Source organism: Shewanella sp. FJAT-52076, assembly GCF_019457455.1.
Taxonomy (GTDB): domain Bacteria; phylum Pseudomonadota; class Gammaproteobacteria; order Enterobacterales; family Shewanellaceae; genus Shewanella; species Shewanella zhangzhouensis.
In genome coordinates this window covers 1,238,373-1,262,445 of sequence record NZ_CP080415.1, presented here as the reverse complement: position 1 = coordinate 1,262,445, position 24,073 = coordinate 1,238,373, and the positions used below count along the sequence as shown (strand labels likewise).

Here is a 24,073-nt window from a genome sequence, read left to right as displayed (position 1 = left end):
ACCTGTGTCGGGCATTAACAAAGCGGCCTTCAGACCGCCTTTTTATCCATTACGGGTAATCAAAACAGATTGTCACCCACACGCCCCAAGACTTATGCCTCCATGGCATCGACGGCCAGCTCGCGCCTTTTTTCGGCTTTAAAGGTGTACATACTGGTGTCAGCGGCCCTTAACCATTCGTGAGATTTTTGCACCTCGCTGTCCAGGGCATATCCGAAGCTGACACCGGCATCGGTAAAGCCCTGCTGGGCAAAGATGGTTTCTATATTCTCCAGTTTGTCGGTGACCAGAGATAAGAATGCCCCATCCAAAAAGAGCGCAAACTCATCCCCCCCCACCCGAAAGAGTTTAAGTTTGGGAATATCCAGCGACTTTAGCTCCTGCACCAGGACTCTCAGCAGTTCATCCCCCACCTGATGACCGAGGGTATCATTGACTTTCTTAATGCCATCGACATCCAGCAGCACCAGGGCCGTGGGTTTTGTTACCGCCACACCAAAGGTATTGCAGGTTTGCAGATATTCATCGAAGGCGTAGCGATTGCCTATCTGGGTGAGGCTGTCGACCCGGGCCTTTTCCCAGGCGGAGCTGAGCTCTTCGATATAGGCCTTGCGCTCTTCAGACAGCAACTTGAGCTTATTGGCCAACGCCAGAGAGAGCAGCAGGGCGTCGGCCGTGCCGCCTGCCAGGGTGGCAAACTCGGCGTATTCAATAATATCCGATGTCAGCCCCATGTTACCGGGCAGAATCAACATGGCAGGCAACAGCAGGCAGCTAAACGCCATGATGAAATAACGCGCCGGTGAGAAACCCTTCATCAGGCACACATTACCCGCCACAATGGCCAGCACTATCCAGGCACCAATCAATACCGAGGCAATAATGGCAGTGTAGGAAATCAGCAACCAACTGGTGGGCAGCGCCAGAATACAGGCCCAGAGCAGATACTGGCTGAGACGCCACAAACGGGGTGAGTAGCTGGGAAGCTGCAAAAAATGTTTATAGAACAGAATATTAAAAATTGGCAGTCCGATAAAAAACACGTGATGCACACCAATCCCATGAATGCCCAAAAGATGTGCGGGGACATGGAAGGTAAAGGCCCAACCAAGCAAATACACGATGACATACAGCCCGTAATACAGGAACGCCTTGTCCCTGGTGGAGCCGTAAATCAGCAAGTTATAGAAGGCAATAAACAGCAGCCCTCCCAGGCAAAGCAGCACGGCCACCGCCAGTCTATCGGTTAGCTGCCGATGCTCCGGCACAGGGTTGATTTCGAGTTTGGGAAAGGATGAGAAGTAGCGCGACTCCACCCGCACCAGCAGCCAATATTCCACCCCGTATCTCAGGGTGACATTACGGCCGTAATCGAAAAGATATTGATAAGGCGCGTAATAGCCGCTGCTCGAGAGCTGACGACTGCCATCGCGCCCAAGCACCAGATAATCCACCTTTTCAGCGATGGAGTTATGCAGATTGACCACCCAGTCGCTGCGGTTTTCATTCACCATAAAGGGCACGGCAAAATAAAACTGGCCACCACTTAAAGGGAGTTTTTTGATGTCTTTGTGCTTATCAAGCCAATCGGGCACGGCTTCAAAGGCCGTGGGCAATAAATCATCGTCGGCAGCCACAAACTGGTAAGGCGCATCCAGAGCAACCGCGGCATTGGCCTTCACTGACCAGAACAGGGGAAGGAACAGGGTAATGCCTAGTATCGCTGCAAGTATTCGAGCCATGATTTGTATTGTGATTCTCGGTTGCTCAGACGGGGCTACAGGTGCGCATTCCCTGATAACAGGACATCCCAATGAGGATGGGCAGGCAGCAAGCTGCAACTTTATTGCTACAAACACATTTTTTCAATTGTAGCGGCTCATTTTCAGCAAGACGGCTTATGTGTACGGTGGTATTTTAGGCGGCCTGACCTGTGATGTGTGGGTTTCAATGCAAGCTCTGCTGATGATACTGCTGGCCCAATGGCTGATTGCCACCGGCAGCCTGTTAATCAAACTTCTCGACCCGAACACGGGGGTATTTCAGCTGGTGCTCTATCGCCAGCTGTTTGCCACCCTGCTGGTGCTGCCGTTTGTCTGGCGGCTTCAGGGAGGGCTGCGCATCAGTCCCCTGTACCGGGTACACATGGTGCGGGCACTGCTGATTGGCCTTGGCAATGGGCTGTTTTTCATTGCCATTATGAACCTGCCACTGGCCTCAGTGACCGCCGTGCTATACCTGTCACCGCTGATGCTGCTGGTGATGTCAGCCGCGTTTTTAAAAGAAACCATAGGTTACAGGCGCAGTGTTGCAGGCATTATCGGTTTCTGTGGCATCCTGATGATAAGCCAGCCAAGCAGCCTCAACCCTTACCTGCTGCTGGCGGTATTGGGCGCTCTTATCAGCGCCAGCAATAACCTCATTTTGAAGCGCTATTCCGCCGCTGAGCATCCCTTCAGCACCCTGTTCTGGTCCAATGCTTTTGCCATGGTGTTTTTGATCCCCGCCGCGGCATTTGAAGGAGCGCCTCTGGTTTGGGATGCCTCCATCGTGGGTATGCTGCTGGCACTCTTCTATTTGGGCATGACCTATCTGGTGATCCATGCCTATCGACGAGCCGATGCCAGCCAGCTGGCCCCGGCGGAGTACACGGGACTGGTGTTCGCCACTTTGCTCGGATTATGGTTCTTGGATGAGGTGCCCAATTGGCTGAGCCTGGTGGGCATTGGGCTGGTGATGTGTTCGGCTGTGCTGCCTGTGTACCCGGAACTTAAAGGGCTGTGGCGCCAGCGTGTCAGTCGGGCTCCCCGCTCCCCTGAATGACGGGTGTCCTGTTGCCAATGGGGCCCGCCATTAAAGCCTGGATATCGAGTCCTTGCTTGAGCGGCAACACATACCAGCCTATGGTATTGCCCGTGCCGCGGATACTGAGGTAATCCCCGTAAAATTGCCAACCGGCCTTGAGCAGATTGTCACGACTGGCCTGGTTTTCCGCTCTTACCGTCGCCCACAGGAGTTTTATCCCCTGTGCGCTGGCCCAGTCAATGCGGGCCTGGGTGAGCCTGGCACCAATGCCGAGGCGGCGATAACCCGAGGCCACCACCAGATAGCCTAATTCCGCCACCTCACCCTCGCCCGCCTTAATGGCACCGCAGCCCACCAGGGTATCATCGAGCCACGCCAACAGCAGCAATCTGGCCTTGGCCAGTGCTGTTCTGTCGAGGGGATGATGGTTATCATCCCGGCTGTCAATCAGGTCCGCAGCGGCGGCGAAGTCTGCATCGCTGGTGGCTTGGCTGATGGTGAGGATTGGCGTCATAGAAAGAGTATGGTCGCAAGGCCAAGGAAACTGAGAAAGCCAATCACATCTGTCACTGTGGTCAGAATCACCGACCCCGATAGCGCAGGGTCCTGATCCATTTTTTGCAGCACCATGGGCACCAGCACACCGGCGCCCGCTGCCACCAGCATATTGATCAGAATGGCGCAGCCAATGGCTATACCAATGATTTCATTGTTAAACCACCAGCCAGACACAGCGCCAATGACAATGGCCCAGAGCACGCCATTTACTGCCCCTATGCCCAGTTCGTTTTTCATCAGTGACCAGAGGTTACCGGCCGAAATCTGCCCCATGGCCATGCCGCGGATCATCAGCGTCAGCGACTGGCTGCCGGCAATACCGCCCATGGAGGCAACGATGGGCATCAATACCGCAAGGGCAACCACCTGCGACAGCACATCTTCAAACAAACCGATGGTGGCAGACGCGAGGAAGGCCGTGAGCAGGTTAATACCCAGCCAAACGGCGCGGCGCCGCGCACCTTTCATAATGGGGGCAAACAAGTCGTCGGTTTCATTCATACCGGCGCTCGCCATCAATTGGGCTTCGTAGTGCTCCCGAACCAACTCGGTTGCTGTTCTCAACGTGACCCGGCCAATCAGCCCGCCTTCGTCGTCCACCACCGGCAGCTCGACATCACGGCTGTGTTCGAGCAGTTCAGCCGCTTCCATCAGGGTCGCATCGGCGCTGATGGCGCGACTGTCTTCGTCCATCAGACTCAGTAATGGCTCATCGGGATTACTGCGAAACACCTCGTAGCGACTCACGGCACCCCGGAAGTGGTCTTCTTCGTCCACCAAAAACAGCGAGTCGTTACAGTCGAGCTCGATTCGGCGAAAAAAGCGCTGCGCCTGACCTATGGTTGCCTTGGTGGAAAGCACCAACATCTGGTGGTCGGCATAACGGCCTATCTCGTTTTCGGAATATTGATTATAGAGTTCGAAGTGCTGGCGCTGGCGCTCACCCATTTGCGCCAATGCCCTGTCGGTAAAGCTCTCGGGGAGATAATCACTCCACTCAATCAGATCTTCAGGACTTAACTGGGCAAACAGGAGGTCGACTTCGTCGTCTGGCATGCGCCGCAGGATGCCCATACGCGGATCGGCGCGCATCAGGCTGAGCACTTCTACCCGATCAGCGAACTCCACTTGCTGCCACCGCTCGTAACGCTCATCCAGCGGCAAGGCTTCCAGCAACAGTGCGACAGTGCCTGGTTCGGCGTCTTCGAGAATTTCTGAGAACACCTCGGCCTGTGCCTGGCCCTCAGCGCCGGTTAACTGTTGTACAACCAGGCCCACTTCATTCTGTGGGGCCAGGTTGGGTTCCTGTTCTGGCAAATTTTCTGTCACGGCGGCGTCCGTTGGTTACATCTTGTGGCTGACTATATTGAGATTTTTATGTCATATCAACCGAGCAATTAAATTGCACACAATTTAATTGCGCACCTAAATAAATACATCTAGAATGTGTTTGTTCATTTTCTACCCGGAGCATTTTTATGACGGATCTTTATCAATTTGCCGCCACCACCATCAAGGGCGAGCAGCAGCCATTGGCCAACTATCGCGGTAAGGTCTTATTGATAGTCAATACCGCCAGCAAATGTGGCTTTACCCCGCAATATCAGGGGCTGGAAAGCCTCTATCGCAAATACCATGAGCAGGGTCTGGAAATACTCGGCTTTCCCTGCAATCAGTTTGGTGCCCAGGAGCAAGGGAGTGAGTCAGACATTCAGAGTTTCTGTGAACTCAATTTTGGTGTGACCTTCCCGCTGTTTGCCAAAATCGATGTCAATGGCGACAAGGCCCACCCGCTGTTCACTCACCTTAAGCGGGAAGCGCCGGGCCTTCTGGGCAGTAAGGCCATCAAGTGGAACTTCACCAAGTTTTTGGTCGGCCGTGACGGCAAGGTGAGAGGCAGGTTCGCCCCCACCACAGATCCCCAAAAACTGGCAAAGGATATCGAGGCACTGCTGAACGAAGCCGCGAAATAAACAATTTTGGATCAGGGAGATAGTAAAAACTCTGCCGTTTTCGCTATTTTTTGCGCCCGGGCTTGGAACTTTTTACCGAACGCATGACTCAAACATAGTGAACATTGAAATGGGTTTTCGTGTTCATCATTCTCCCTGGGACTTACTAGCGCAGTCCCCTTGGTCCACTGAAGGATCACATGGCAACCTCCCCAGGTTGCCTTTTTTTATGCCTCCAATGCACAGCGACAGGCAATATTCGCCGCCGGGACGGCCACTGGGATAATTGGTTTTGCACCGGGAAAAAATTTTTTTGAATTTTTTACGCCGACGATGAACTTCTTGAAAAAGGCCCGGTCTGAATAAGTGAACCGAATTTTTGCAGTCGACATGAGTCGACAGCTGCATGGGTAAAGTTCATCATCATTCTCCCTTTCAGCATAGGCTTGTTGCTGGCGCATTGAACAAGCACTTGTGACTGACTTGAACATCTCTGGCAACCATTGGTTGCCTTTTTTTTATCCAGCCTCCAAGCGCTCGCCCTCCTTTCTTTCAAGGCTATCTTAATTAAGCAGGGCAATCTCGATGGAGAAGGCCTTTGACACAAGCGTGAATTTGCTTTGCCAATAAAAAAGGTGCCTTAATCAGGGCGCCTTTTTAGAAAGCTGAATCAAGTCAGGCCGCTGTTACCCGTTAAACAGCATACGGTCCAGTTGTACCCGCAGTGAAGGGTGATAGCTCTCGCGGGCCCTGTGGTAGATGGCTTCAAGCTCGCTTCGATAACCGGCAATCTGCAGCTCTAAAAACAGCGGGCGGACAAATTTGGCACGACCAATTCGGCACAGAAACGCCTCGACCTGCTCAAGTACCGGGTCGTAATGGTTACGGATAGCGACCCTGAACCAATCGCAGGCAATTTCGGCGTTACCGGATGCCCCCAAGGCAAAGCGCTCATCCAGCTCAAGCAGCTGCTCCTGGGATATCTGCTCAGGCAGATTATTCAAAAAGAACTGCCAATGCTGAACCCGCCAGCCAAACAGGCGCTCTGGTGTCAATGGGTGCCCTTCCAGCCACTCTGTCATGGATTCAACTACCCACCCCAAACTCTCAGACATGGGCGGCATAAAGGTCGCAGGCAAGCCTTCGCCATAAATCCATTCCCTGAGCTCTGCCTCAGTCACCTTATCTGCGTGGGTGTGCAGCAAGGTGCCTTTGGCATATTCGATAAAGTCTTCGGTAGTGATGGCCACAAAGGCATAGTGCTCGATATAGGACCGCAAAAAGGCGTCAAAGTCGGTTCTGCCGAGGCGTGCCTCGAGAAAATGCACAAACATGGACGCTTTATCGTAAGTAAAGCGATTGAAGGCGGCGTTGGGATCTTCCTGCTGCAAATTGGCCGGCAGGGTTTGCCGTGGCAGTGGCATACCCGCCATTTCTTCTTTCAGCCTGCCGTACTCCAGTATGAGTTCAAGCTGAGCCTGCTCCCGGCCGTAAACGGCTTCCACAATCCGATTGGTAAAGTAGGTGGTAAAACCTTCGTTGAGCCAGAGATCGCGCCAGGTCGCGTTACTCACGAGATTACCGGTCCAGGAATGGGCGAGTTCATGGGCCACTGTGGACACCAGACTCTTGTCGCCAGCGATAAGGGTCGGGGTCAAAAAGGCCAGACAGGGGTTTTCCATGCCACCGAACGGAAAGCTCGGCGGCAGAATTAACATGTCGTATCGCTCCCAGGCATAGGGCCCAAGAATCGACTCAGCCATCTGCATCATGGCTTCGATATCTTCAAACTCCCGGGCGGCCAGACCTGCCATGGCAGGCTCGGCAAATACGGCACTGCGTTCACTCACAGGCACCCTGTCTATCTGACCAGCGGCAATGGCAAGCAAATGGGTCGGCATGGGTTTATCCATCACAAACTCAAACACGCCGTCTGCGGGCATATCGGCCTGATTGAGCGCACTCATCACCACCCTGCAGGTCTCGCTGGCACGCACTCTGGCATCAAAGGTCACCCGGGCCTTGGGGGTATCCTGAAGCGGGATCCAGCTGCGGGCGTTGACGGGTTGTGATTGTGAAAACAGATAGGGTTTGCCGCTTTGAGTTTGAGGACCATCGAGCCACTGCAGGCCCTCGGCATCCTCCGTGGTGTGATAATGCACCAACACACTGGCAATGCCATTGGGCAGCATAATTTCGAGTGCCTGCCCAAGGATCTCACTGGCCTGCCCCAGCCCCCAGTCCAGCGGCTGCCCATGCAAATCGGTAATGGACTCAATGGCCAGTGCACGGGTATCCAACACCAACACATCGGCAGCGTCACCCTCAGTTCTGACAAAGTCCAGGCGCACACTTCCCTGCAGGCATCTGGTATCAAAGTCGATGGCGAGGTCGAGTGACAGGTGCGTCACCCTGATGCTGTCGGTATTGGCGAAAGAGTGATAGTCGTGCCGGTTGTCCCACTGGTGCATAACGAAGTCCATAGTGAAAAATCTACACTTAAGTATGCAGTTACCAGGCGCTCCAACCAAGGGGCCAGGCGCTGAAAGATTGACAACACCTGTAAATCAATCAATATTGCATACAATATTCACAAATAATACTGAGAGATCGAATGCGCCTGTCACTCCTCGCCTTAAGCCTGCTATCCGCTGTAAGCCATGCCCAAAGCCTGCCCTCTGTCGAGACCATACTGTCCATAACCCACCAGTGCAGCCCTACCCTGATTATCCGCGCCCAGGCGCTCACGCCATCACAAATCGACGAAGCCTGTACCCTGTTAAGCACTCAGGAACAGAGATTTCATACACTCCTCGATACGCACAACAGGCCGGTAAGGGACGACAATAATGTGGCCATGAGAGCCAACATCTATGCCGATGCAGAAGCTTACCGAACCTATGTGACCGCCCATTTCGATGTGCCAAGTGACAATGGCGGCATGTATCTGGAAGGACATCCGGCGCGTCCCGGCAATCAGGCCGAGTTTGTGGCCTATCAAAAGCAGGGCAGAATCTGGAATCTGCGCCATGAATATGTGCATTATCTCGATGGCCGCTTTAACCTCTACGGCGACTTTTGTGCCTCATTGCACGACTCCCACAGCGCCCCCGAGTATTGCCCCAAGCCAGCGCCTTTGCTGCCCCATCTGGTGTGGTGGTCCGAGGGACTTGCCGAGTACCTGGCCTGGGGGGATGACAATGCTGCAGCCATTGAACTGGCTGCCAGAGGCAGCTATCGCCTCAGTGAAATCTTCGACACCAGTTATGAGCAGAACGGTGGCAGTGAACGGGTTTACCGCTGGGGCTATCTGGCGGTGCGGTTTATGATGGAGCACCACAGGGACAAACTGGAACAGATGCTCGGCTTCACCCGCAACGGCGATTATCCCCGCTATCAGGCGCTGGTGCGACAGTGGCATACCAGCATGGATGAGGAGTTTTCCCTGTGGTTAAAAAAAATTTCAAAAAATTTGCCAATGGCGGGAACCAATCCAAAAATGGCCGGTCTGAATAATTGAACCGAGTTATTCATCGTTCATCATCCTCCCTTTTTGATGGTTTCTAGCGCGACCATCCTTAGTTTGGAAAGACACTTGTTCGGCTCCCATTGGGAGCCGTTTTTTTTGCCTGTTTCGCAAAATCTGTTATCGCTTTAAAACAAAAACGCCTCCCGAAGGAGGCGTTTTGATTGGCGAGGACTGTTACAGGCGGATACCGGCCTTTTCCAGGTCCTTGGCAATTACGCTGGCTGGCAGCGGAATGTAGCCGTCTTTCTCAACAACCATCTGACCTTGCTTGGACAGCACGTAGCGGATGAACTCACGCTCCATTGGGGCCAGATCCTTGTTAGGATGCTTGTTCACGTATACGTAGAGGTAACGTGACAGTGGGTAAGTACCGTTGGCAGCGTTCTCTACGCTGGCATCGATAAACTCGTTACCTTTCTTGGCCAGAGCAACGGCTTTCACACCGGCAGTCTTGTAACCAATGCCTGAGTAACCGATGGCATTCAGTGACTGAGACACTGACTGCACTACAGAGGCAGAGCCAGGCTGTTCGTTCACGTTGGCCTTGAAGTCACCCTTACACAGACCTTTCTCTTTGAAGTAACCGTAGGTACCGGATACAGAGTTACGGCCGTAGAGCTGGATATCTTTGGCAGCCCAGCTGCTCTCCAGACCCAGGTCACCCCAACGTACTACGTCGTTGCCACCACACTTGTGGGTAGAAGAGAAGATGCCGTCCAGTTGCTCGATGGTCAGGCCCTTGATTGGGTTATCCTTGTGCACAAACACCGCCAGGGCGTCGATGGCAACACGGATTTCAGTTGGCTTGTAACCATAGTGCTTTTCGAAGGCTTCCACTTCGTTTGGCTTCATCTTACGGCTCATAGGGCCGAACTGAGAAGTGCCTTCAGTCAGCGCTGGTGGCGCAGTAGAAGAACCGGCAGCCTGAATTTGAATGTTCACGTTAGGGTAGATGGTTTTGAACTCTTCAGCCCACAGGGTCATCATGTTGGCCAGAGTATCAGAGCCTACAGACGACAGGTTACCAGACACACCACTGGTTTTTTCGTAGGTGTGCAGGGCTGGGTCCAGTGCAGCCGAGGCGGCGGCGGTGAATAAACCGGCGGCGGTCAGGGTCATGGCGCCGACAAGCTGTTTCAGTTTCATAATTGCTCCAGTGTTGAACCATTTTTTCTTAAGACGCAGCCAGTATCAACTGCCACAATGACAAGTCTATGACTCTGATGTGACACTTAGATGACACGACACATTTTTTTCAAAAAAGCTAAAACACAATATTTATCAAAAAGAAAAGACAGGCTTAAGCCTGTCTTTACGCGTCAGGAACCTGTTTATGCGCCCTTTTGGGGCTCAAGAAGATGTGATGGGATGACAAACCCGAAGATACTGCCCTTGCCCAGTTGGCTGCTGACATACAGCTCAGTATGGTGGTGAGCCAGCGCGTGCTTCACAATTGCCAGCCCCAAACCACTGCCTCCGGTCGCCCGGGAACGGGCACTGTCGACCCGGTAAAAGCGTTCGGTCAGGCGGCCAATATGCTGCGGCGCTATCCCCTCACCCGTGTCTTCCACCTGAAACCGGCCTCCGGTCGCTATCTGACGCCAGCTGACCTTGATGATGCCCCCGGGCGGTGTGTAGCGAATAGCATTGGACACCAGATTACTGCAGGCGCTTCTCAGCAGCACCTCATTACCATGGGCATTCAGCCCCTGCTGCACATCAAATTGCAAGGTGTATTCACCCTGTGCCAGGGCTTCAGCCTCGTCTTTGATGGCGGCCATCAGCAGTGCCATGTTGACGGTTTTTTCCAGATCCACATCGGCAGCATCTTCGATGCGCGACAGAGTAAGCAGCTGCTCCACCATGGACTGCATGCGCCGGGTCTGCTGCTGCATCAGTGCCAGCGGCTTGGCATTCATGTCGTCCGGCTCTGTCATCCCCTGCATCATTTCCAGATACCCCTGCAGCACTGTCAGCGGTGTCTTGAGCTCGTGGGAGACATTGGCAACAAACTCTTTGCGCATACCTTCGAGCTGACGGATACGGGTAATGTCACGGGCAATCAATAACATTTGCCTGTCGCCGTATTTCATCAGCCTGAGTTCAAGCAGGCGTTTATCAGAAACCGGTGAAGGCAGCTCCAGTGGTTCTTTAAAATCGTGGGTTTTGAGGTAAGCCGAAAAATCCGGATGGCGTATAAGGTTGTCGATTCGCTGACCATTGTCCTGGGGCCATACCAGCCCAAGCATCAGCTGAGCGAGTTTATTGCACCAAAGGATATTTTTATCGGAATCGAGCACCACGGCCGCATCGGGCAGCGCTTCAGCACCCTGCCTAAAGCGGCCAAGCAACCCCGCCAGCTGAGATACCCGGCGACGATTTTTTCCCTGGAGGCGGTAGAGGCCGTTGAAAATCCCTTCCCAACTACCGCTGCCCTGGGGAGGAGTCAGACGTTTGTCATACCACAGCCAGTGGGTCAGTCTGCCAATTTGACGATAATGCCAAAACAGCAGCACCACACAAGCGGCCAACAGCGTCAGGCTAAGCTCACCAATGAGCAAACCGAAAGCCAGGGTGACAAGCAGGTAAATCATCAGCCTGGAGGCCAGGCGATACCCTGAATAAGAGTCAAACATAGCTATATCCAGCTGAGGGTTGTGTCTGGGGGCACAAGATAACCTATCCGGCTACCTGTGCCTATCCCGAACTAAACCCGAGTGGAGAAACGGTATCCTGCGCCGCGGACGGTTTGAATGAGGCGGTCATGCCCCGAAGGCTCAACGGCCTTGCGCAAACGACGAATGTGCACGTCTACGGTTCTGTCCTCTACGTACACATTGGTACCCCAGACGTTATCCAGCAGCTGTTCACGGCTGTAGACACGCTCAGGGTGCGTCATAAAGAAATGCAGCAGACGAAACTCGGTGGGGCCCATGTCCAGCACTGTATCACCGGCAGTAACACGGTGGCTGACAGGGTCCAGGGTCAATCCCTGCACATCGATGGTTTCTTCAAGGCGGGTTGGCGCTGCGCGGCGCAGTACGGCCTTGATACGGGCCACCAGCTCCTTGGGAGAGAAGGGTTTGGTGATGTAGTCGTCGGCACCCACTTCCAGACCCTTGACCTTGTCTTCTTCTTCACCACGGGCGGTAAGCATGATGACCGGGATCTGGCGGGTAAACTCGTCTTGCTTGAGGCGTTTGGCAAGCTGGATGCCACTGCCGCCCGGAAACATCCAGTCCAACAGAATAAGGTCTGGATAGGGTTCCTGAAGCTGTCCCAATGCCGAGTCAAAGTCTTCGGCAACCGAGGTAGTGAAACCGTGTTGTTCCATCACGAACGTCAGCATCTCGCGGATGGCCAACTCATCTTCAACAATCAAAATCCTTGCAGTCATAAGCGGTTTTCTATCAGTGAATGTCCACGATGGCCATTATTGGTCAGTTTTGTGACAAATTTATGATCGCCGGGGTAAATGATGGCACATTTCAGCAGAAATTGTCATATTCAGACGAATTAACTAGCTGTTTATAAATATGAAAAAAGGAGGCTAAGCCTCCTTTTTTCTGTCACACAGTCCGATTAGAACTTGTGTTCGATACCCACACCGATGTAGTTGTCGGTGTCATCGGCAGATTCCATATCACGGCTGGTGTAGAAGGCGAAAATCTTGGTTGGCTTGCCCAGCTTGTAGTCGGCACCGATAGACCAGGAGTCACCCTTGTCTTCCATGTCCTGGAACTGACCTTTCAGGGTCACGTCAGCGATGTTGTAAGCGGCGCTTACCAGGTAACCTGTCTTGCTGTCACCATCAACTGACTTCTCTTCCTGCTGGTACATACCACCCAGTACCAGACCAGCCAGTTTGGCTTGCACAGTGGCACGCAGGATGTCGTAGCCTTTCACTTCGCTGTCATAGGCAACAGAAGCGTAGAAAGCGGTTTTCTTCAGGCTGGAATCACCGTACATGGCGGCCAGAGAGAAACCGTCTTCACCGGCCTGAGACTTGGCACCTTCAGCGGCGTAGGTAGCACCCACTTTGAAACCACCGAATTCTGGTGACAGGTAAGTCACGGTTTGCTCGATACGGTTTTCACCTTTGAACAGGCTCTTCAGGTCGCCTGACAGGTCGTTGAACTGGTCAACTTTACCCTGGGCGATTTTCAGCATGGTGTCGTTACGACCCACAGACAGCGCACCGAAATTGCCTTTCAGACCCACAAACTGGTTACGGGCCAGGAAGTTTTCCTTGGCATCACTGCCGGCATCCACTTCATACTCGATGGTGTAGAAGGCTTCGAGAGAAGAGCTCAGTTCGAAAGCACCTTTAACACCCAGACGAGAGGCGTTGCTCTGTACTACGGTTTCGGAATCACCGGCTTCGTCGTTAGACTGTACTGTTACGTTCAGTTTGCCGTAAACAGTTAAAGGTTCAGCCGCTTGGGCAGAAGCCAAAGAAGCAGCGGTCAGCGCGGAAACAAGCAGAGTTTTGTTAAAAGCGTTCATCATTTAATCCTTTGCGACGTTCAGTGCGTCTGGTTATTGGTTTGGAACGAGCGCAAGTTTGCAATCTGAGTGTTTCAGTTTTATTTCAGCATCCACTTAAGCGGTTACGAATCATTCACCCGCCATCCTTGAATTTCACATATCCATTTAAAATCAATCACTTTACACACATGCAGTGACAGATGACACTTTTGTGAATTTGCAAAACCGCAATCTGACTGTCATGAATTTTCCGGTTTGCCCGCTTACCAGAGATGGCTTACACTCGGGCTTTTGTTTCTGGCCGAGTGCAATTATGTGGTTTAAAAATCTCACCCTGTATCGCTTCAACAAGCCTGTCACCATAGACGCAGATTCACTGGAAAAGGCCCTGGCCGATTTCTCCTTCAGCCCGTGCTCCAGTCAGGACATCAGTAAATTTGGTTTTTCCAAAGCCCTAGGCAAGCACGGCAGTGCCCTGGTGCACAGTGCCAACAACCGTCATTTGATTTGCGCCACCAAAGAAGAAAAAATCCTGCCCGGTCAAGTCATTAAAGAAGCGCTGGAAGAAAAGGTGGGGCAGCTTGAGGATGAAGAAAACCGCAAGCTGACCAAGAAAGAAAAAGATGCGTTAAAAGACGAAATCACCACCAGTCTGCTGCCACGGGCATTTTCCCGTCGCAGTCAGATCCATGCACTGATTTTACCTGAAATCGACATGATCCTGGTGGACAGCTCCAGTGCCACCAAGGCCGAAGAGCTGCTGGCGCTGCTGCGTAAAGCCATGGGCTCACTGCCGGTGATCCCCGTGTCTTTCAATGTCCCGGTTGAGCACACCATGACCGAATGGCTCAAGGCCGGTGAAGCTACTGCGCCCTTTATCATGCAGGATGAGGCTGAGCTTAAATCGGCCGCCGAAGAAGGTGGCATAGTACGCTTCAAGCAGCAGGTTCTCACCGAAGATGAAGTGCTGGCTCACCTGGAAACCGGCAAAGAAGTACACAAGCTGGCACTGCATTTTGGCCAGTCCATCGCGCTCCTGCTCCAATCCGATGCCAGCCTCAAGCGTCTTAAGTTCTCTGAGGAGTTCCGTGCCGGCAACGATGATTTGGGCAACGATGACCCCATGGCCCGCCTCGATGCCGATTTCGCCCTCATGGGCAGCGAGCTCGTTGCCCTGATGCATGCGCTGGTTGAGGCGCTGGGCGGACTGCCCAAAGACGAGTAATTCAGTGCAATAAAAACAGGGTGCCACGGCGCCCTGTTTTTTTATCTGTCCTACACTGAAGCCAAACGATTTGAAATTGTTTGGATTATCAATGCAGGACGACAAGACAGACTCCTTTTCAGAGCAAACATCAGTGACGAGCGGGCAGTTCAGGCTGCGCCTGTATAGTAAATTGCCGCCCGCGCTGGCAGCAAGTTACAGCGATGAGCAATTGGAAGGGATCCGTATTCTCCTTGGCGACCGCACCTGGGGACACCACAGTATCGACAGCAGGGGCACCTTCTCACTGCCTTTTGTGCGCTGGCGCTTTTACTGGGTATTTTTGCTTGGCAAAAACCGCCGCGCCTATACCCGCACTGAAAAGCACCTGTCGCTGGCCTTGTTACTGGGCTGCGTCATACTCTTTGTGCTTATGTTGGCACTTCTTGGTTTACTGGTACTCTACTTGCTCAAATCCATGTGGGGTATCGATTTGTTTTCGGAGACCTCGCTTGGTCTCTGGGACTGGTTTAAGGGTTGAAATCACTTGCAACTCTGCTAAAAACAGGGATATTAACCTTTTCCTGATATATAGATAGGCCAAAGGCATAGGTTGACACTGCATGTCCAAACTTTCACGGGATGAAAATCCAACGGACCTCGCCCATTGGCGTCAGATTATCTTCCGTCGCCTGTTCGGCGCCATGGCGATCATTTGCGTCCCTGTTTATATCACCAGTGTGTATTTGTGTATGAAACAGGGCCTCTGGTCCATGGTAGTGGTGGATACCCTCGCGTACCTGACACTGATTGCACTGCTGCTGTTTCCGGAGCTGGAAGATAAGCAGCGTTACCTGATGGGCAGCCTGCTGTGTTATGGCATAGGGTTAGCCTTTATTTGGTCTATAGGTCCCACGGGCGCGGGCTTTTTTTGGCTGTTTATGTTTCCGCTGATTGGGACCCTGTTGCTCGGACGACGGTTCGGTATCTATTGTCTGGTGCTCACTGCCGTAACGCTCACCATTATGGGATTGGGTTTTAAGGCCGGATGGGTACCCTGGCCGAAGCTGCCCGACTACAGCCTGGAAATATACCTGGTGGTGGTGCTTAATTTTTTGACCATTAACGTGATGTTATGCCTGGCGACAGGTTTTCTCACCGACAAACTCTCCGACTCACTTGAGCGAACCCACGCATCGCGCAGGGCAACAGTCCTCGGTCTTGCCCGGCTTTCCGGCTTTAAGGATGCCGACTCTGCCAGGCACCTGAATCGTATCGCCAAAGCCAGTGAACTTCTTACCCTGGCCCTGCTGCGTTCGCCCCATCGCCCAGACGAATTAACCCCGGAATTCGCGGAAAATATTGGTCTCAGTGCCACCTTGCATGACATAGGCATGATAGGTGTGGCCGAAAATCTGCAAAGTAAACAGCTCACCATGACACCGGCTATGGAAAGCGAGCGTTATAAACACACGCTTATCGGTGACCGTTTGCTCGGCGATTTGTTACGGGAAGCACCGGACTGTGTGCTACTGGCGATGGCAAGAGACATTGCAGCCTACCACCATGAGCGTTGGGATGGAGAAGGTTTCCCCGGTAAGCTCAAGGGAAAATCCATTCCCCTTGCTGCAAGGGTTGTGGCACTGATAGACACTGTGGATGACTTGCTTTGTCATCCCGACCCCAGATTCCGGATGACCTATGAACAGGCTCTCACCCACATCAAAGGACTCAAAGGCAGCATTCTCGACCCCTTGTTGGTGGATGCCTTTCTCAGCGAGCCTGCCATGCGAGAAATATGGCACTGACGCACATATCGAGGATTAAACTCAGTCAGCCAAAATCCAAATAGGCTCATCCGAGCCTTTGGACTGTTGTGACACACCTTCAATACGGCTTAACGATATTTGCTCCCACTTAAGGAGCAAGGTGGCAATTTCACCATCCTCGGCCGCACCGCGAATAGCATCATTGAAAGCCCTGACTTTGGCGTCGTCGAAAGTTAATCGGCTGAACATCAGGTGTATATCGCTTTCGGTCAGGCGAAGCGGATGGCGAAACAGATGGACTTTTTCCTGTTGGCTGGCAATGAAGGGCAATGAAAGTGCATCACCAATGGCGAGCTCTGCACGGCCCCTCGACAACATTTGTACGCTCTTGAGCAAGTCAGGGCTTTCAACCAGCTGATTGTGCATCGCCAAGCTGCGTTTTGAACTCTCATAGGCCTCTCCGTACCAGCCCGCCTGAGGCACCAGCAACTTGAGACTGCTGTCGAGCACCTGCTGCCAACTGCCCAGCGATGCAACGCCGCCATCATCAATACTGAAAAGCCCCACCTGCTCCAGTCGATACGGTACTGAGAAATGCGCATATTCCTCCCGCTCCGCCGTTTTACTGGCCCCCATCATGATATCTACCTTCCCCAGGTGCATCAGCTGATGGGACCGACGCGCCGGCATTTTATCAAACTCGAGTGCACAACCTACGCGGCGGGCAAACGCTTTCAAAAGGTCAATATCCAGCCCCAGTGGCTGACCACCTTCATCGGACCAGGAATAAGGAGGCCAATCGTTGTAGGCAACATGCAGCGGCGTTTGGCAAAGCGTCTGCGCCTGGACCACCGATGGGAGCCAGGAAAACAGTAACAGGACCAGTCCAAATTTTACTGCCTGCATACTTGCCCCCTTCACTGAAATTAAGGCTGTGACTGTGGCTCAGTCAGCCAACCGGGATAGAAGCTGGTCAAATCTCGCCCGCTGCTGCGCAGTTAACTCATACTCCCTGGCAATAAACGCCTCGATTACTTGCTGGGTCTGCTGGCTGTCTCCCCCGGCGAGCGTGTCTTCCAGGAATGCGAGCAGCAAGTCAACGTCGTCTGTATCCGCCAGACCATCTGGTCGTAATACCAGTGGCTCCGATGCCGATGTCTTCGCCGCTGATTTGAGTATGGCAGTTGTCGCCACATGCGGCTCGGCCGTCACGTCCGTGGAGGTTGGCGGGGCAGACAACGCCGCCGGAGCGCTGCGGGTCTGCTCCCCAAGCATTTGACGCAGTTCACTCTGGGCAGGCTGCGCGCCTGATTCAGACTGGCTGACTGCCATTTGCGGCGCAAGGCCTGCGTCATAAACCGCGGTGGCATTCACCTCCATGCTCCCGACAATATCGCTTTCTGCCGTGGGGGCCACCAGCATATCCGTCTCAGGTAACACAGTGTCGGCATTGAAAAACACCTGCTGCGGGTTGAGCAGCACCAGACCTACCAATAACATCAGCGAAGCCGCGCTGGAAATGGCATAGGGAAAACGCCTGATCCCACGTCGCACCACGACCTCAGGCTTTGGGCTGGCGAGGTGGGCACCGGCCAGTGCCAGTATTTCCGCATCCAGCGCTTCAGGCGGCTCTTCATTGGCCCCTTCTCGGTAAAGCGCGTCAAGCGTCTGCTTGAGCTCCGAGTCCACCAGCTGGCTATCTTTCATCGCTATCCTCCCCCAATCGCTTGGTCACGCAGGTTTTGAGGCTCTGATAGGCATAACGGATACGGCTTTTGGTCGCTTCCAATGATACCGAGGCAATCTCACTTATCATCAGCGCAGTAAACCCCATCTCGCTGGAGAGCAGGAAAGCTTCTTTCTGCACCTGGGGCAGAAGGCCAACGCAATGTTTAAGCGCCTGTATCTTAAGCTCATGTTCATGGCTTCGCGCCGGCGTGAGGGAATCGGTCAGCCCCAATCCTTCTTCATCCAGTGTGTCGGCTTCGTTCAAAGGTTTCACGGCACGCACATGATCGATCAGCAGGTTATGGGCAATACGGTAAAGCCAGGTGGTAAACTTGGCGCTGATTTCGTAAGCAGGCGCCGCCTTTATCACCCTGCCCCAGGTTTCCTGATAGAGATCTTCCGCCAGCTGGCTGTCGCCAATCTGGCGTAAAAAGTAGCGGTATAACCCGCCTTTGTGGCGACGATAAAGGGTGTCGAAGGCCTGAATATCCCCGGAGGCGTAACGCTGCATCAGCAGTTCGTCGTCCTCACCACCCACCAATGAAATGGATTGCGTTGCTGTCATGATTGCCCTGATGGTTGAGACAAAACAGCGGCGTTCAGCCCGTATTTCCCAACCTTGATTGCACCTGTACTCAGTGTGCACAGCCACCGCCGCAAAGTCCATATTCCCTCCCAATCTGCCCCTATATCCCTATAAACGGAGAAAAAAGCGAAAAGGGTCAGGGCTTGCAAAAATTTGCCAAAGCTCACACATTGGTAACTGAGCGCTCACTAAAATACCCAGCTTTGGCCGCCCACGCGGCAGGACTCCAGGATGCCACATCGCCATCACCTGACTTCTCTTATTCCGGCCTTTGCCCTGCGTCAGAGTCTGCTGGGAGAACGCTATTCCCGTGCCGATTTATTGGCTGACTTACTCGCCGGTATTACCGTGGGAGTTATCGCTATTCCGCTTGCCATGGCGCTCGCCATCGCCAGTGGTGTCGCCCCCCAATACGGCCTCTATACGGCCATTATCGCCGGTATCATCATCGCCATCAGTGGTGGTTCGAAGCTGTCGGTGTCGGGGCCGACCGCCGCCTTTGTGGTACTGCTTGCCCCCATTTCGGCGCAGTATGGTCTCGGTGGCTTGCTGCTGGCGACCGTGATGTCCGGCGTCATCTTGTTGCTGATGTCACTGATGCGCCTGGGCAGACTTATTCAATATATTCCTGAGCCTGTGACCTTGGGTTTTACCGGCGGTATTGCCATCGTCATCGCCATGTTGCAGATAAAGGACATCTTTGCCCTGCCTATCGCAGCACTCCCTGAGGATTTTTGGCACAAGGTCTCGACCCTGTCCCATGTCATGCCCCAGGCCCAGTGGCCCAGCATCCTGGTGGCCACAGTCACACTGTCTGTGTTGGTGTTCTGGCCCAAACTCACTCAAAAATTGCCGCCCCATTTACCGGCGATACTGGCAGGCACCCTCTGTGCCCTGGCGCTTGGCGGTGTTGGCTTTGATGTAGAGACCATTGGCTCACGTTTTTCATTCACCCTGGATGACGGCACCCTGATGGCAGGGATCCCTTCGGTACTGCCTTCTTTTCTGCTGCCATGGGAGCTGCCCGGCGTGGGAGGCGAGCCGCTGACGCTCAATTGGCAACTGGTCCAGAATCTGCTGCCCTCCGCCATGGCCATCGCCATGCTGGGCGCAATCGAATCCTTACTCTGCGCCGTGGTGGTGGATGGCATGACGGGGAATCGTCACAGCGCCAACAGTGAGCTCTTTGGCCAGGGGCTTGGCAATCTTATTGCGCCCTTTTTCGGTGCTATCCCCGCCACCGCGGCCATCGCCCGCAGCGCCGCCAACGTGCGTGCCGGTGCCAAAAGCCCCTTGGCCACCGTGTTCCACGCGCTAACCGTGCTGCTGGCGCTGGTGTTATTGGCGCCCGTGCTGGCCTATATCCCCATGGCGACCATGGCCGCGCTGCTGTTGGTGGTGGCATGGCACATGAGTGAAGCCAAAAAGAGTCTGCACCTTATCCGCCGCGCCCATGTGTCGGACGTGGCGGTACTGCTCACTTGCCTCATACTTACGGTTGCCTTCGATATGGTGATAGCCATTGGCGTTGGCATAGTGCTGGCGTCCTTGCTGCTGATGGGGCAACTTGCGGCGTCCACCCGACTGGTTGCACTGGACTGCGGCAGTGACACCGTCAGCCCCGATATCGAAGCCTTTCGTATCGACGGCCCGCTGTTTTTTGCCGCTGCGGATAATCTCTTCAGCGAATTGATGCACCGCCAGAATGGCGCCCCCATATTGGTACTGGATTGGCAGAATGTGTCGCTGCTGGACGCAGGTGGCCTCAGTGCGCTGGAGCGCACCGTGGCCTGGGCGCAAAAGCAGGGGCGGGAAATCCGCATCGTGTCTGTTCCCTTCCAGGCGCTGAGAGCCCTGGTCAAGGCGGGCGTTCAGGAGAAGCCGGGAGTCCTCTCCTTCTATCCAGATATGTCCGCCGCCTTGAAAGATACTGTCGCAAATACGGATTAACATTTTGATAGTTTTAGGGTTTGGGTCTTGCCAAAATGCATGACCCAAACTGAACTTCCCTGTAACATGTGCAACCTTCAGCTAAATCGCCTTTCAACGACAAGGACAAGACAAGGAAGCACCATGGAAGAGTCCACCATTTCCCGCGCACGCAAAGCCGTTTCCCCCAAAAGTATTTTTATCACCTTGGGCGCCATAGGTGCACTGGCAGTGCTGAAAAGCTCCATTTTGATGACGGATGCCGGTTACACCTATGTGCATCAAAACAACATCACCGGGGCACTGGATGTATTTACCGAGCCGGGCATCCATGTGCGTATGCCGTTTTTGTCCAAAATAACCCGCTACGATCAAGTGATTACTGTCTCCTTTGGCAATAATCAGGGCGAGGCGTTCTATCAGCGTTTGCCGTCGCTGCAGGTGCGCTTTGCCGATACCTACACGGGCCAGGTGCCTGCTACCTTCCGCTTTAAGTTGTCCCACTCCCCGGAGCAAATTATCCAGATGCACCGGGAGTTTCGCTCCAACGACAACCTGATTGAAACCATGCTGATTAAAAACGCCCGCAACGTTACCGTGATCACCGCCACCCAGTACACCGGCGAAGAGTTTTTCCAAGGCGGTCTGAACCAGTTCAAGGCGCAGCTGGCCGATCAGCTCAGCAACGGTATTTACACCACAGAGCGCCGTCAGGTGGAAGTGGAACAGGTTGATTTGGTGCCCGTCGGCTTCGACCAGGATGATTCAAACAAGCTGCAGGCCACCAAGCAGCTGGTGTGGAAAACCATCCCAGTGACCGATAAGAGCGGCCAACCGATACGCCAGGACAATCCCCTGAGCCAGTACGGTGTGACCGTTACCCAGGTGACTATTGGCGATCCTTCTCCTGAAGATCAGCTGGATAAACTGCTGACTGACAAAAAGAAACTGGTCGCAGAGCGCATCCGTACCATCCAGGAGCAGGAAACCTCCAAGGCCCAGGCCAAGACAGAGCAGCTGCGCAAAGAAATCCAGCGTACCCGCGAAGTCCAGGACGCCCAGCGCGCCAAAGAGCTGGCGGTAATCTCCCAGCAAAAAGAAGTGGAAATTGCCCGCCAGATTGCCGAGCGTGAACTGGTTGAAGAGCGCAAGAAGAAAGAAATTGCCGCACTTTCCAAGGCCAAAGAACTGGAAATGGCCCAGGCCAACCTGGAAATTCAAAAGGCCAATGCCGCTGCAGCCTCCTTTGAAGCCAAAGCAATCCGCGAAACGGGTATCGCAGAAGCCGAGGTATTGGCCGCCAAATACAAAGCCCTGGGTACCTACGAGAAAATTTATACCGCCGAGATGAACCGTGATGTGGCCAAGGTGCTGTATCAGAATCTGCCCAACTTCAAGGTGGAAATGCCGCAAAACTACATCGGTGGCAATGGGGGCATGACCTCTAATCTGGACGTGATAACGGGGTTCTCCGCGTTGGGGCTGATGGAAAAAAGTCAGGCGCTTGGCAATAACACCAAGCAATAGCCCGCAGGCAGGCCAGGAACCATTGCCACCAAACCAAACGTACGCGCCAAACTACCGGCCAAACGATGGGCCAAACGAGTAGCCACACAACAAACAGCGCCAGCCGGCGCTGTTTTTTTTCATCATGCTTTGGCATGCTTGGGAGCAACTTCACGAAAGTGCCCCACAGGAGGAGCCGATGACATCGGTCAAAAAAGGACATGCCACCCCACACCGCTCGCTCGTACTGACGGCTTCCTTAGCCGCCGCGCTCTTCATCCCCTGGCAGGCAGTCGCCTACAGCGACGCCGAAAATCAGGCGGTGCTCGACCTTATCAAGCTGCCCGCAGGTTTTCAGATTGAGGTGCTGCACCATGGCTTTAAAAACTATCGCCAGATGGCCGTGACTGAGTCAGGTCTTTTGTATGTGGGCTCACGTAAAGAAGGCAGGGTGCACTATCTGCCACTGCCGGGCTCAGAGGCCGAAAAGGCCGGTGTGCGCGCCGGACAGCTTGCGATGAAATTCACCATGCCATCGGGCATTGCCTACCGGGATGGCAAACTCTATATCGCCGATGTGGGTAACCTGTACCGTGTGAATGAGGCCCAAAGCCCGGGCAAGGCCGCGCCAGCCCTGATTTACGACAAGTTACCCAAGGATTTACACCACGGCTGGAAATACCTGAAATTCGGCCCGGATGGCCGCCTCTACATCCCCATCGGCGCCCCCTGTAACATCTGTGATGCGGGAAAAGAGTACAGCAAAATCATCAGCCTGGAGCTGGAAACCCTGACCACAAGGGATGAAGCCCTCGGCGTGCGTAACAGCGTCGGTTTCGACTTTGCCCCCGCCACCGGCGAGCTTTGGTTTACCGACAATGGCCGCGACATGATGGGGGATGATATGCCCTCCGATGAGTTGAATCGGCTCAGAAGCCCGGGCCAGCACTTCGGTTACCCCTATGTGCATCAGGGTGACACCCTGGACCCGGAGTTTGGCCAAGGCCACAACATCAAAGACTATGAAGCGCCCAAGGCCAGGCTTGGCGCCCATGTGGCCAGTCTTGGCATGACCTTCTATACCGGAAAACAGTTTCCACAAAAATATCAGGGTGGCATTTTTATCGCCGAGCATGGTTCCTGGAACCGCAGCGAAAAGGTCGGTTACCGGGTGCGCTTCGCCAAGCTTAACGGCAATGACGTGGAATACCTCGAAACCTTTGCCGAAGGCTGGTTGCAGGGCGATGAGGTCCATGGTCGCCCCGCCGATGTGATGATGCTGCCCGACGGCAGTTTGCTGGTCAGCGACGATGGTCGCGACCGGCTATATCGCATCCGATACACAGGCCAGGCGGGCGCTGATAAAGGCAACTGAAAAGGCAGCGAAACCACATCCATCATGCTATCATTGCGCCCCATCTCGCCCTGGCAACGACTACCGAGGGGACTCCCCCGCAGCCAGGGCTAAAAGTACCCTCGCCTGAAAACAGGCAAATATAATTAAAATCAGTCGTTAAGGAGTTATCATGCACGCCCTCGTTGCTGTCGTAATGGGTTCCAAGAGTGATTGGCCCACCATGGAAGCCGCCGCAGAGATCATGGATAAACTGCAGGTGCCTTACCATGTTGAGGTGGTTTCCGCCCACAGAACCCCGGACAAGTTAATGGACTTCGCCGCCACAGCAGCTGACAAAGGCTTTCAGGTGATCATTGGTGGTGCCGGTGGCGCCGCACACCTGCCGGGCATGCTGGCTTCCAAGACCCGTCTGCCGGTACTCGGCGTACCCGTGCAGAGTAAGGCCCTGAACGGCATGGACTCCTTGCTCTCTATCGTGCAAATGCCAAAGGGCATTGCCGTGGGCACCCTCGCCATAGGTACTGCCGGTGCCTTTAACGCAGGTCTGCTGGCTTGCCAAATCCTCGCCAACAACGACGCTGCCCTCGCCGAGCGCCTGGAAGCCTTCCGCGCCGAACAGACCCAGAGCGTACTGGAAAACCCGGACCCGAGGGGCGCGTAAT

General features: G+C 54.0%; 22 protein-coding genes. 10 read left to right on the top strand and 12 right to left on the bottom strand.

The window, feature by feature from the left end:
- Positions 1 to 92: 92 nt before the first annotated feature.
- Positions 93 to 1,742: a diguanylate cyclase gene (locus K0H79_RS05540; protein WP_220077582.1), complete on the bottom strand. Its 1,650-nt coding sequence runs from the start codon at positions 1,740 to 1,742 to the stop codon at positions 93 to 95.
- 208 nt (positions 1,743 to 1,950) lie between these two features.
- Between K0H79_RS05540 and K0H79_RS05535 the strand changes: the two genes are divergently transcribed.
- On the top strand, positions 1,951 to 2,823 hold the full coding sequence (locus K0H79_RS05535) for a DMT family transporter (protein WP_220067129.1): 873 nt from the start codon (positions 1,951 to 1,953) through the stop codon (positions 2,821 to 2,823).
- Here K0H79_RS05535 and K0H79_RS05530 read toward each other — a convergent pair.
- Together K0H79_RS05530 and K0H79_RS05525 are read right to left on the bottom strand one after the other, a co-directional pair.
- Positions 2,795 to 3,319, bottom strand: a complete 525-nt coding sequence (locus K0H79_RS05530; RefSeq protein WP_220077581.1) for a GNAT family N-acetyltransferase — start codon at positions 3,317 to 3,319, stop codon at positions 2,795 to 2,797. The two genes, K0H79_RS05535 and K0H79_RS05530, sit on opposite strands and share 29 nt — an antisense overlap.
- The gene (locus K0H79_RS05525; RefSeq protein ID WP_220067127.1) at positions 3,316 to 4,692 is read right to left on the bottom strand and encodes a magnesium transporter; all 1,377 of its coding nucleotides are present in this window, start codon (positions 4,690 to 4,692) and stop codon (positions 3,316 to 3,318) included. The genes K0H79_RS05530 and K0H79_RS05525 overlap by 4 nt, the downstream gene beginning before the upstream one ends.
- Positions 4,693 to 4,841: 149 nt before the next feature.
- Here K0H79_RS05525 and K0H79_RS05520 point away from each other — a divergent pair, with 149 nt between their 5' ends.
- Positions 4,842 to 5,336 (top strand): glutathione peroxidase, encoded by a 495-nt coding sequence (locus tag K0H79_RS05520; protein ID WP_220077580.1) that lies wholly within the window; start codon positions 4,842 to 4,844, stop codon positions 5,334 to 5,336.
- A 206-nt stretch (positions 5,337 to 5,542) separates the two neighbouring features.
- Here K0H79_RS05520 and K0H79_RS05515 read toward each other — a convergent pair whose 3' ends face one another.
- Positions 5,543 to 5,776 (bottom strand): hypothetical protein, encoded by a 234-nt coding sequence (locus K0H79_RS05515; RefSeq protein ID WP_220077579.1) that lies wholly within the window; start codon positions 5,774 to 5,776, stop codon positions 5,543 to 5,545.
- A gap of 225 nt (positions 5,777 to 6,001) precedes the next feature.
- On the bottom strand, positions 6,002 to 7,786 hold the full coding sequence (locus tag K0H79_RS05510) for a M1 family metallopeptidase (RefSeq protein WP_258405480.1): 1,785 nt from the start codon (positions 7,784 to 7,786) through the stop codon (positions 6,002 to 6,004).
- Positions 7,787 to 7,929: 143 nt separating this feature from the next.
- On the opposite strand from K0H79_RS05510, the gene K0H79_RS05505 reads away from it, so the two are divergent.
- Positions 7,930 to 8,835, top strand: coding sequence for a collagenase (locus K0H79_RS05505; protein ID WP_220077577.1), 906 nt, complete (start codon positions 7,930 to 7,932; stop codon positions 8,833 to 8,835).
- Between the two features lie 183 nt (positions 8,836 to 9,018).
- Here the strand turns inward: K0H79_RS05505 and K0H79_RS05500 are convergent, their stop codons facing one another.
- The 4 genes from K0H79_RS05500 to K0H79_RS05485 form a co-directional block, all read right to left on the bottom strand.
- On the bottom strand, positions 9,019 to 9,990 hold the full coding sequence (locus K0H79_RS05500; RefSeq protein WP_220067122.1) for a PstS family phosphate ABC transporter substrate-binding protein: 972 nt from the start codon (positions 9,988 to 9,990) through the stop codon (positions 9,019 to 9,021).
- Between the two features lie 185 nt (positions 9,991 to 10,175).
- Positions 10,176 to 11,480: a phosphate regulon sensor histidine kinase PhoR gene (gene phoR / locus K0H79_RS05495; protein WP_220067121.1), complete on the bottom strand. Its 1,305-nt coding sequence runs from the start codon at positions 11,478 to 11,480 to the stop codon at positions 10,176 to 10,178.
- Positions 11,481 to 11,551: 71 nt separating this feature from the next.
- Positions 11,552 to 12,241 carry a phosphate regulon transcriptional regulator PhoB gene (gene phoB, locus K0H79_RS05490; RefSeq protein WP_011759190.1) on the bottom strand — a complete coding sequence of 230 codons (690 nt, stop codon included), beginning with the start codon at positions 12,239 to 12,241 and terminating at the stop codon, positions 11,552 to 11,554.
- 185 nt (positions 12,242 to 12,426) lie between these two features.
- The gene (locus K0H79_RS05485; RefSeq protein ID WP_220067120.1) at positions 12,427 to 13,353 is read right to left on the bottom strand and encodes a porin; all 927 of its coding nucleotides are present in this window, start codon (positions 13,351 to 13,353) and stop codon (positions 12,427 to 12,429) included.
- A 292-nt stretch (positions 13,354 to 13,645) separates the two neighbouring features.
- Here K0H79_RS05485 and rdgC point away from each other — a divergent pair, with 292 nt between their 5' ends.
- From rdgC to K0H79_RS05470, 3 genes are all read left to right on the top strand, one after another.
- Positions 13,646 to 14,557, top strand: coding sequence for a recombination-associated protein RdgC (gene rdgC / locus K0H79_RS05480; RefSeq protein ID WP_220067119.1), 912 nt, complete (start codon positions 13,646 to 13,648; stop codon positions 14,555 to 14,557).
- A gap of 91 nt (positions 14,558 to 14,648) precedes the next feature.
- Positions 14,649 to 15,077 (top strand): hypothetical protein, encoded by a 429-nt coding sequence (locus K0H79_RS05475; RefSeq protein WP_258405479.1) that lies wholly within the window; start codon positions 14,649 to 14,651, stop codon positions 15,075 to 15,077.
- An 82-nt stretch (positions 15,078 to 15,159) separates the two neighbouring features.
- Positions 15,160 to 16,344, top strand: a complete 1,185-nt coding sequence (locus K0H79_RS05470) for an HD-GYP domain-containing protein (protein WP_220067118.1) — start codon at positions 15,160 to 15,162, stop codon at positions 16,342 to 16,344.
- A 21-nt stretch (positions 16,345 to 16,365) separates the two neighbouring features.
- Here K0H79_RS05470 and K0H79_RS05465 read toward each other — a convergent pair whose 3' ends face one another.
- The 3 genes from K0H79_RS05465 to K0H79_RS05455 are packed head-to-tail and all read right to left on the bottom strand — an operon-like array spanning position 16,366 to position 18,598.
- Complete coding sequence (locus tag K0H79_RS05465; protein WP_220077576.1) at positions 16,366 to 17,211, bottom strand: ABC transporter substrate-binding protein; 846 nt, start codon at positions 17,209 to 17,211, stop codon at positions 16,366 to 16,368.
- 39 nt (positions 17,212 to 17,250) lie between these two features.
- Positions 17,251 to 18,012: a hypothetical protein gene (locus K0H79_RS05460; RefSeq protein ID WP_220077575.1), complete on the bottom strand. Its 762-nt coding sequence runs from the start codon at positions 18,010 to 18,012 to the stop codon at positions 17,251 to 17,253.
- Positions 18,002 to 18,598 (bottom strand): sigma-70 family RNA polymerase sigma factor, encoded by a 597-nt coding sequence (locus K0H79_RS05455; RefSeq protein WP_220077574.1) that lies wholly within the window; start codon positions 18,596 to 18,598, stop codon positions 18,002 to 18,004. Before K0H79_RS05455 ends, K0H79_RS05460 begins: the two co-directional genes overlap by 11 nt.
- A 252-nt stretch (positions 18,599 to 18,850) precedes the next feature.
- Here K0H79_RS05455 and dauA point away from each other — a divergent pair, with 252 nt between their 5' ends.
- The 4 genes from dauA (at position 18,851) to purE (ending at position 24,072) form a co-directional block, all read left to right on the top strand.
- Positions 18,851 to 20,569: a C4-dicarboxylic acid transporter DauA gene (gene dauA / locus K0H79_RS05450; protein WP_220077573.1), complete on the top strand. Its 1,719-nt coding sequence runs from the start codon at positions 18,851 to 18,853 to the stop codon at positions 20,567 to 20,569.
- A gap of 123 nt (positions 20,570 to 20,692) precedes the next feature.
- Positions 20,693 to 22,075, top strand: coding sequence for an SPFH domain-containing protein (locus K0H79_RS05445; protein ID WP_220067113.1), 1,383 nt, complete (start codon positions 20,693 to 20,695; stop codon positions 22,073 to 22,075).
- 178 nt (positions 22,076 to 22,253) lie between these two features.
- Entirely contained in the window at positions 22,254 to 23,429 is a 1,176-nt protein-coding gene (locus K0H79_RS05440) for a sorbosone dehydrogenase family protein (protein WP_258405478.1), read from the top strand.
- Between the two features lie 151 nt (positions 23,430 to 23,580).
- Positions 23,581 to 24,072, top strand: coding sequence for a 5-(carboxyamino)imidazole ribonucleotide mutase (purE, locus tag K0H79_RS05435; RefSeq protein WP_220077572.1), 492 nt, complete (start codon positions 23,581 to 23,583; stop codon positions 24,070 to 24,072).
- Position 24,073 lies beyond the last annotated feature (1 nt).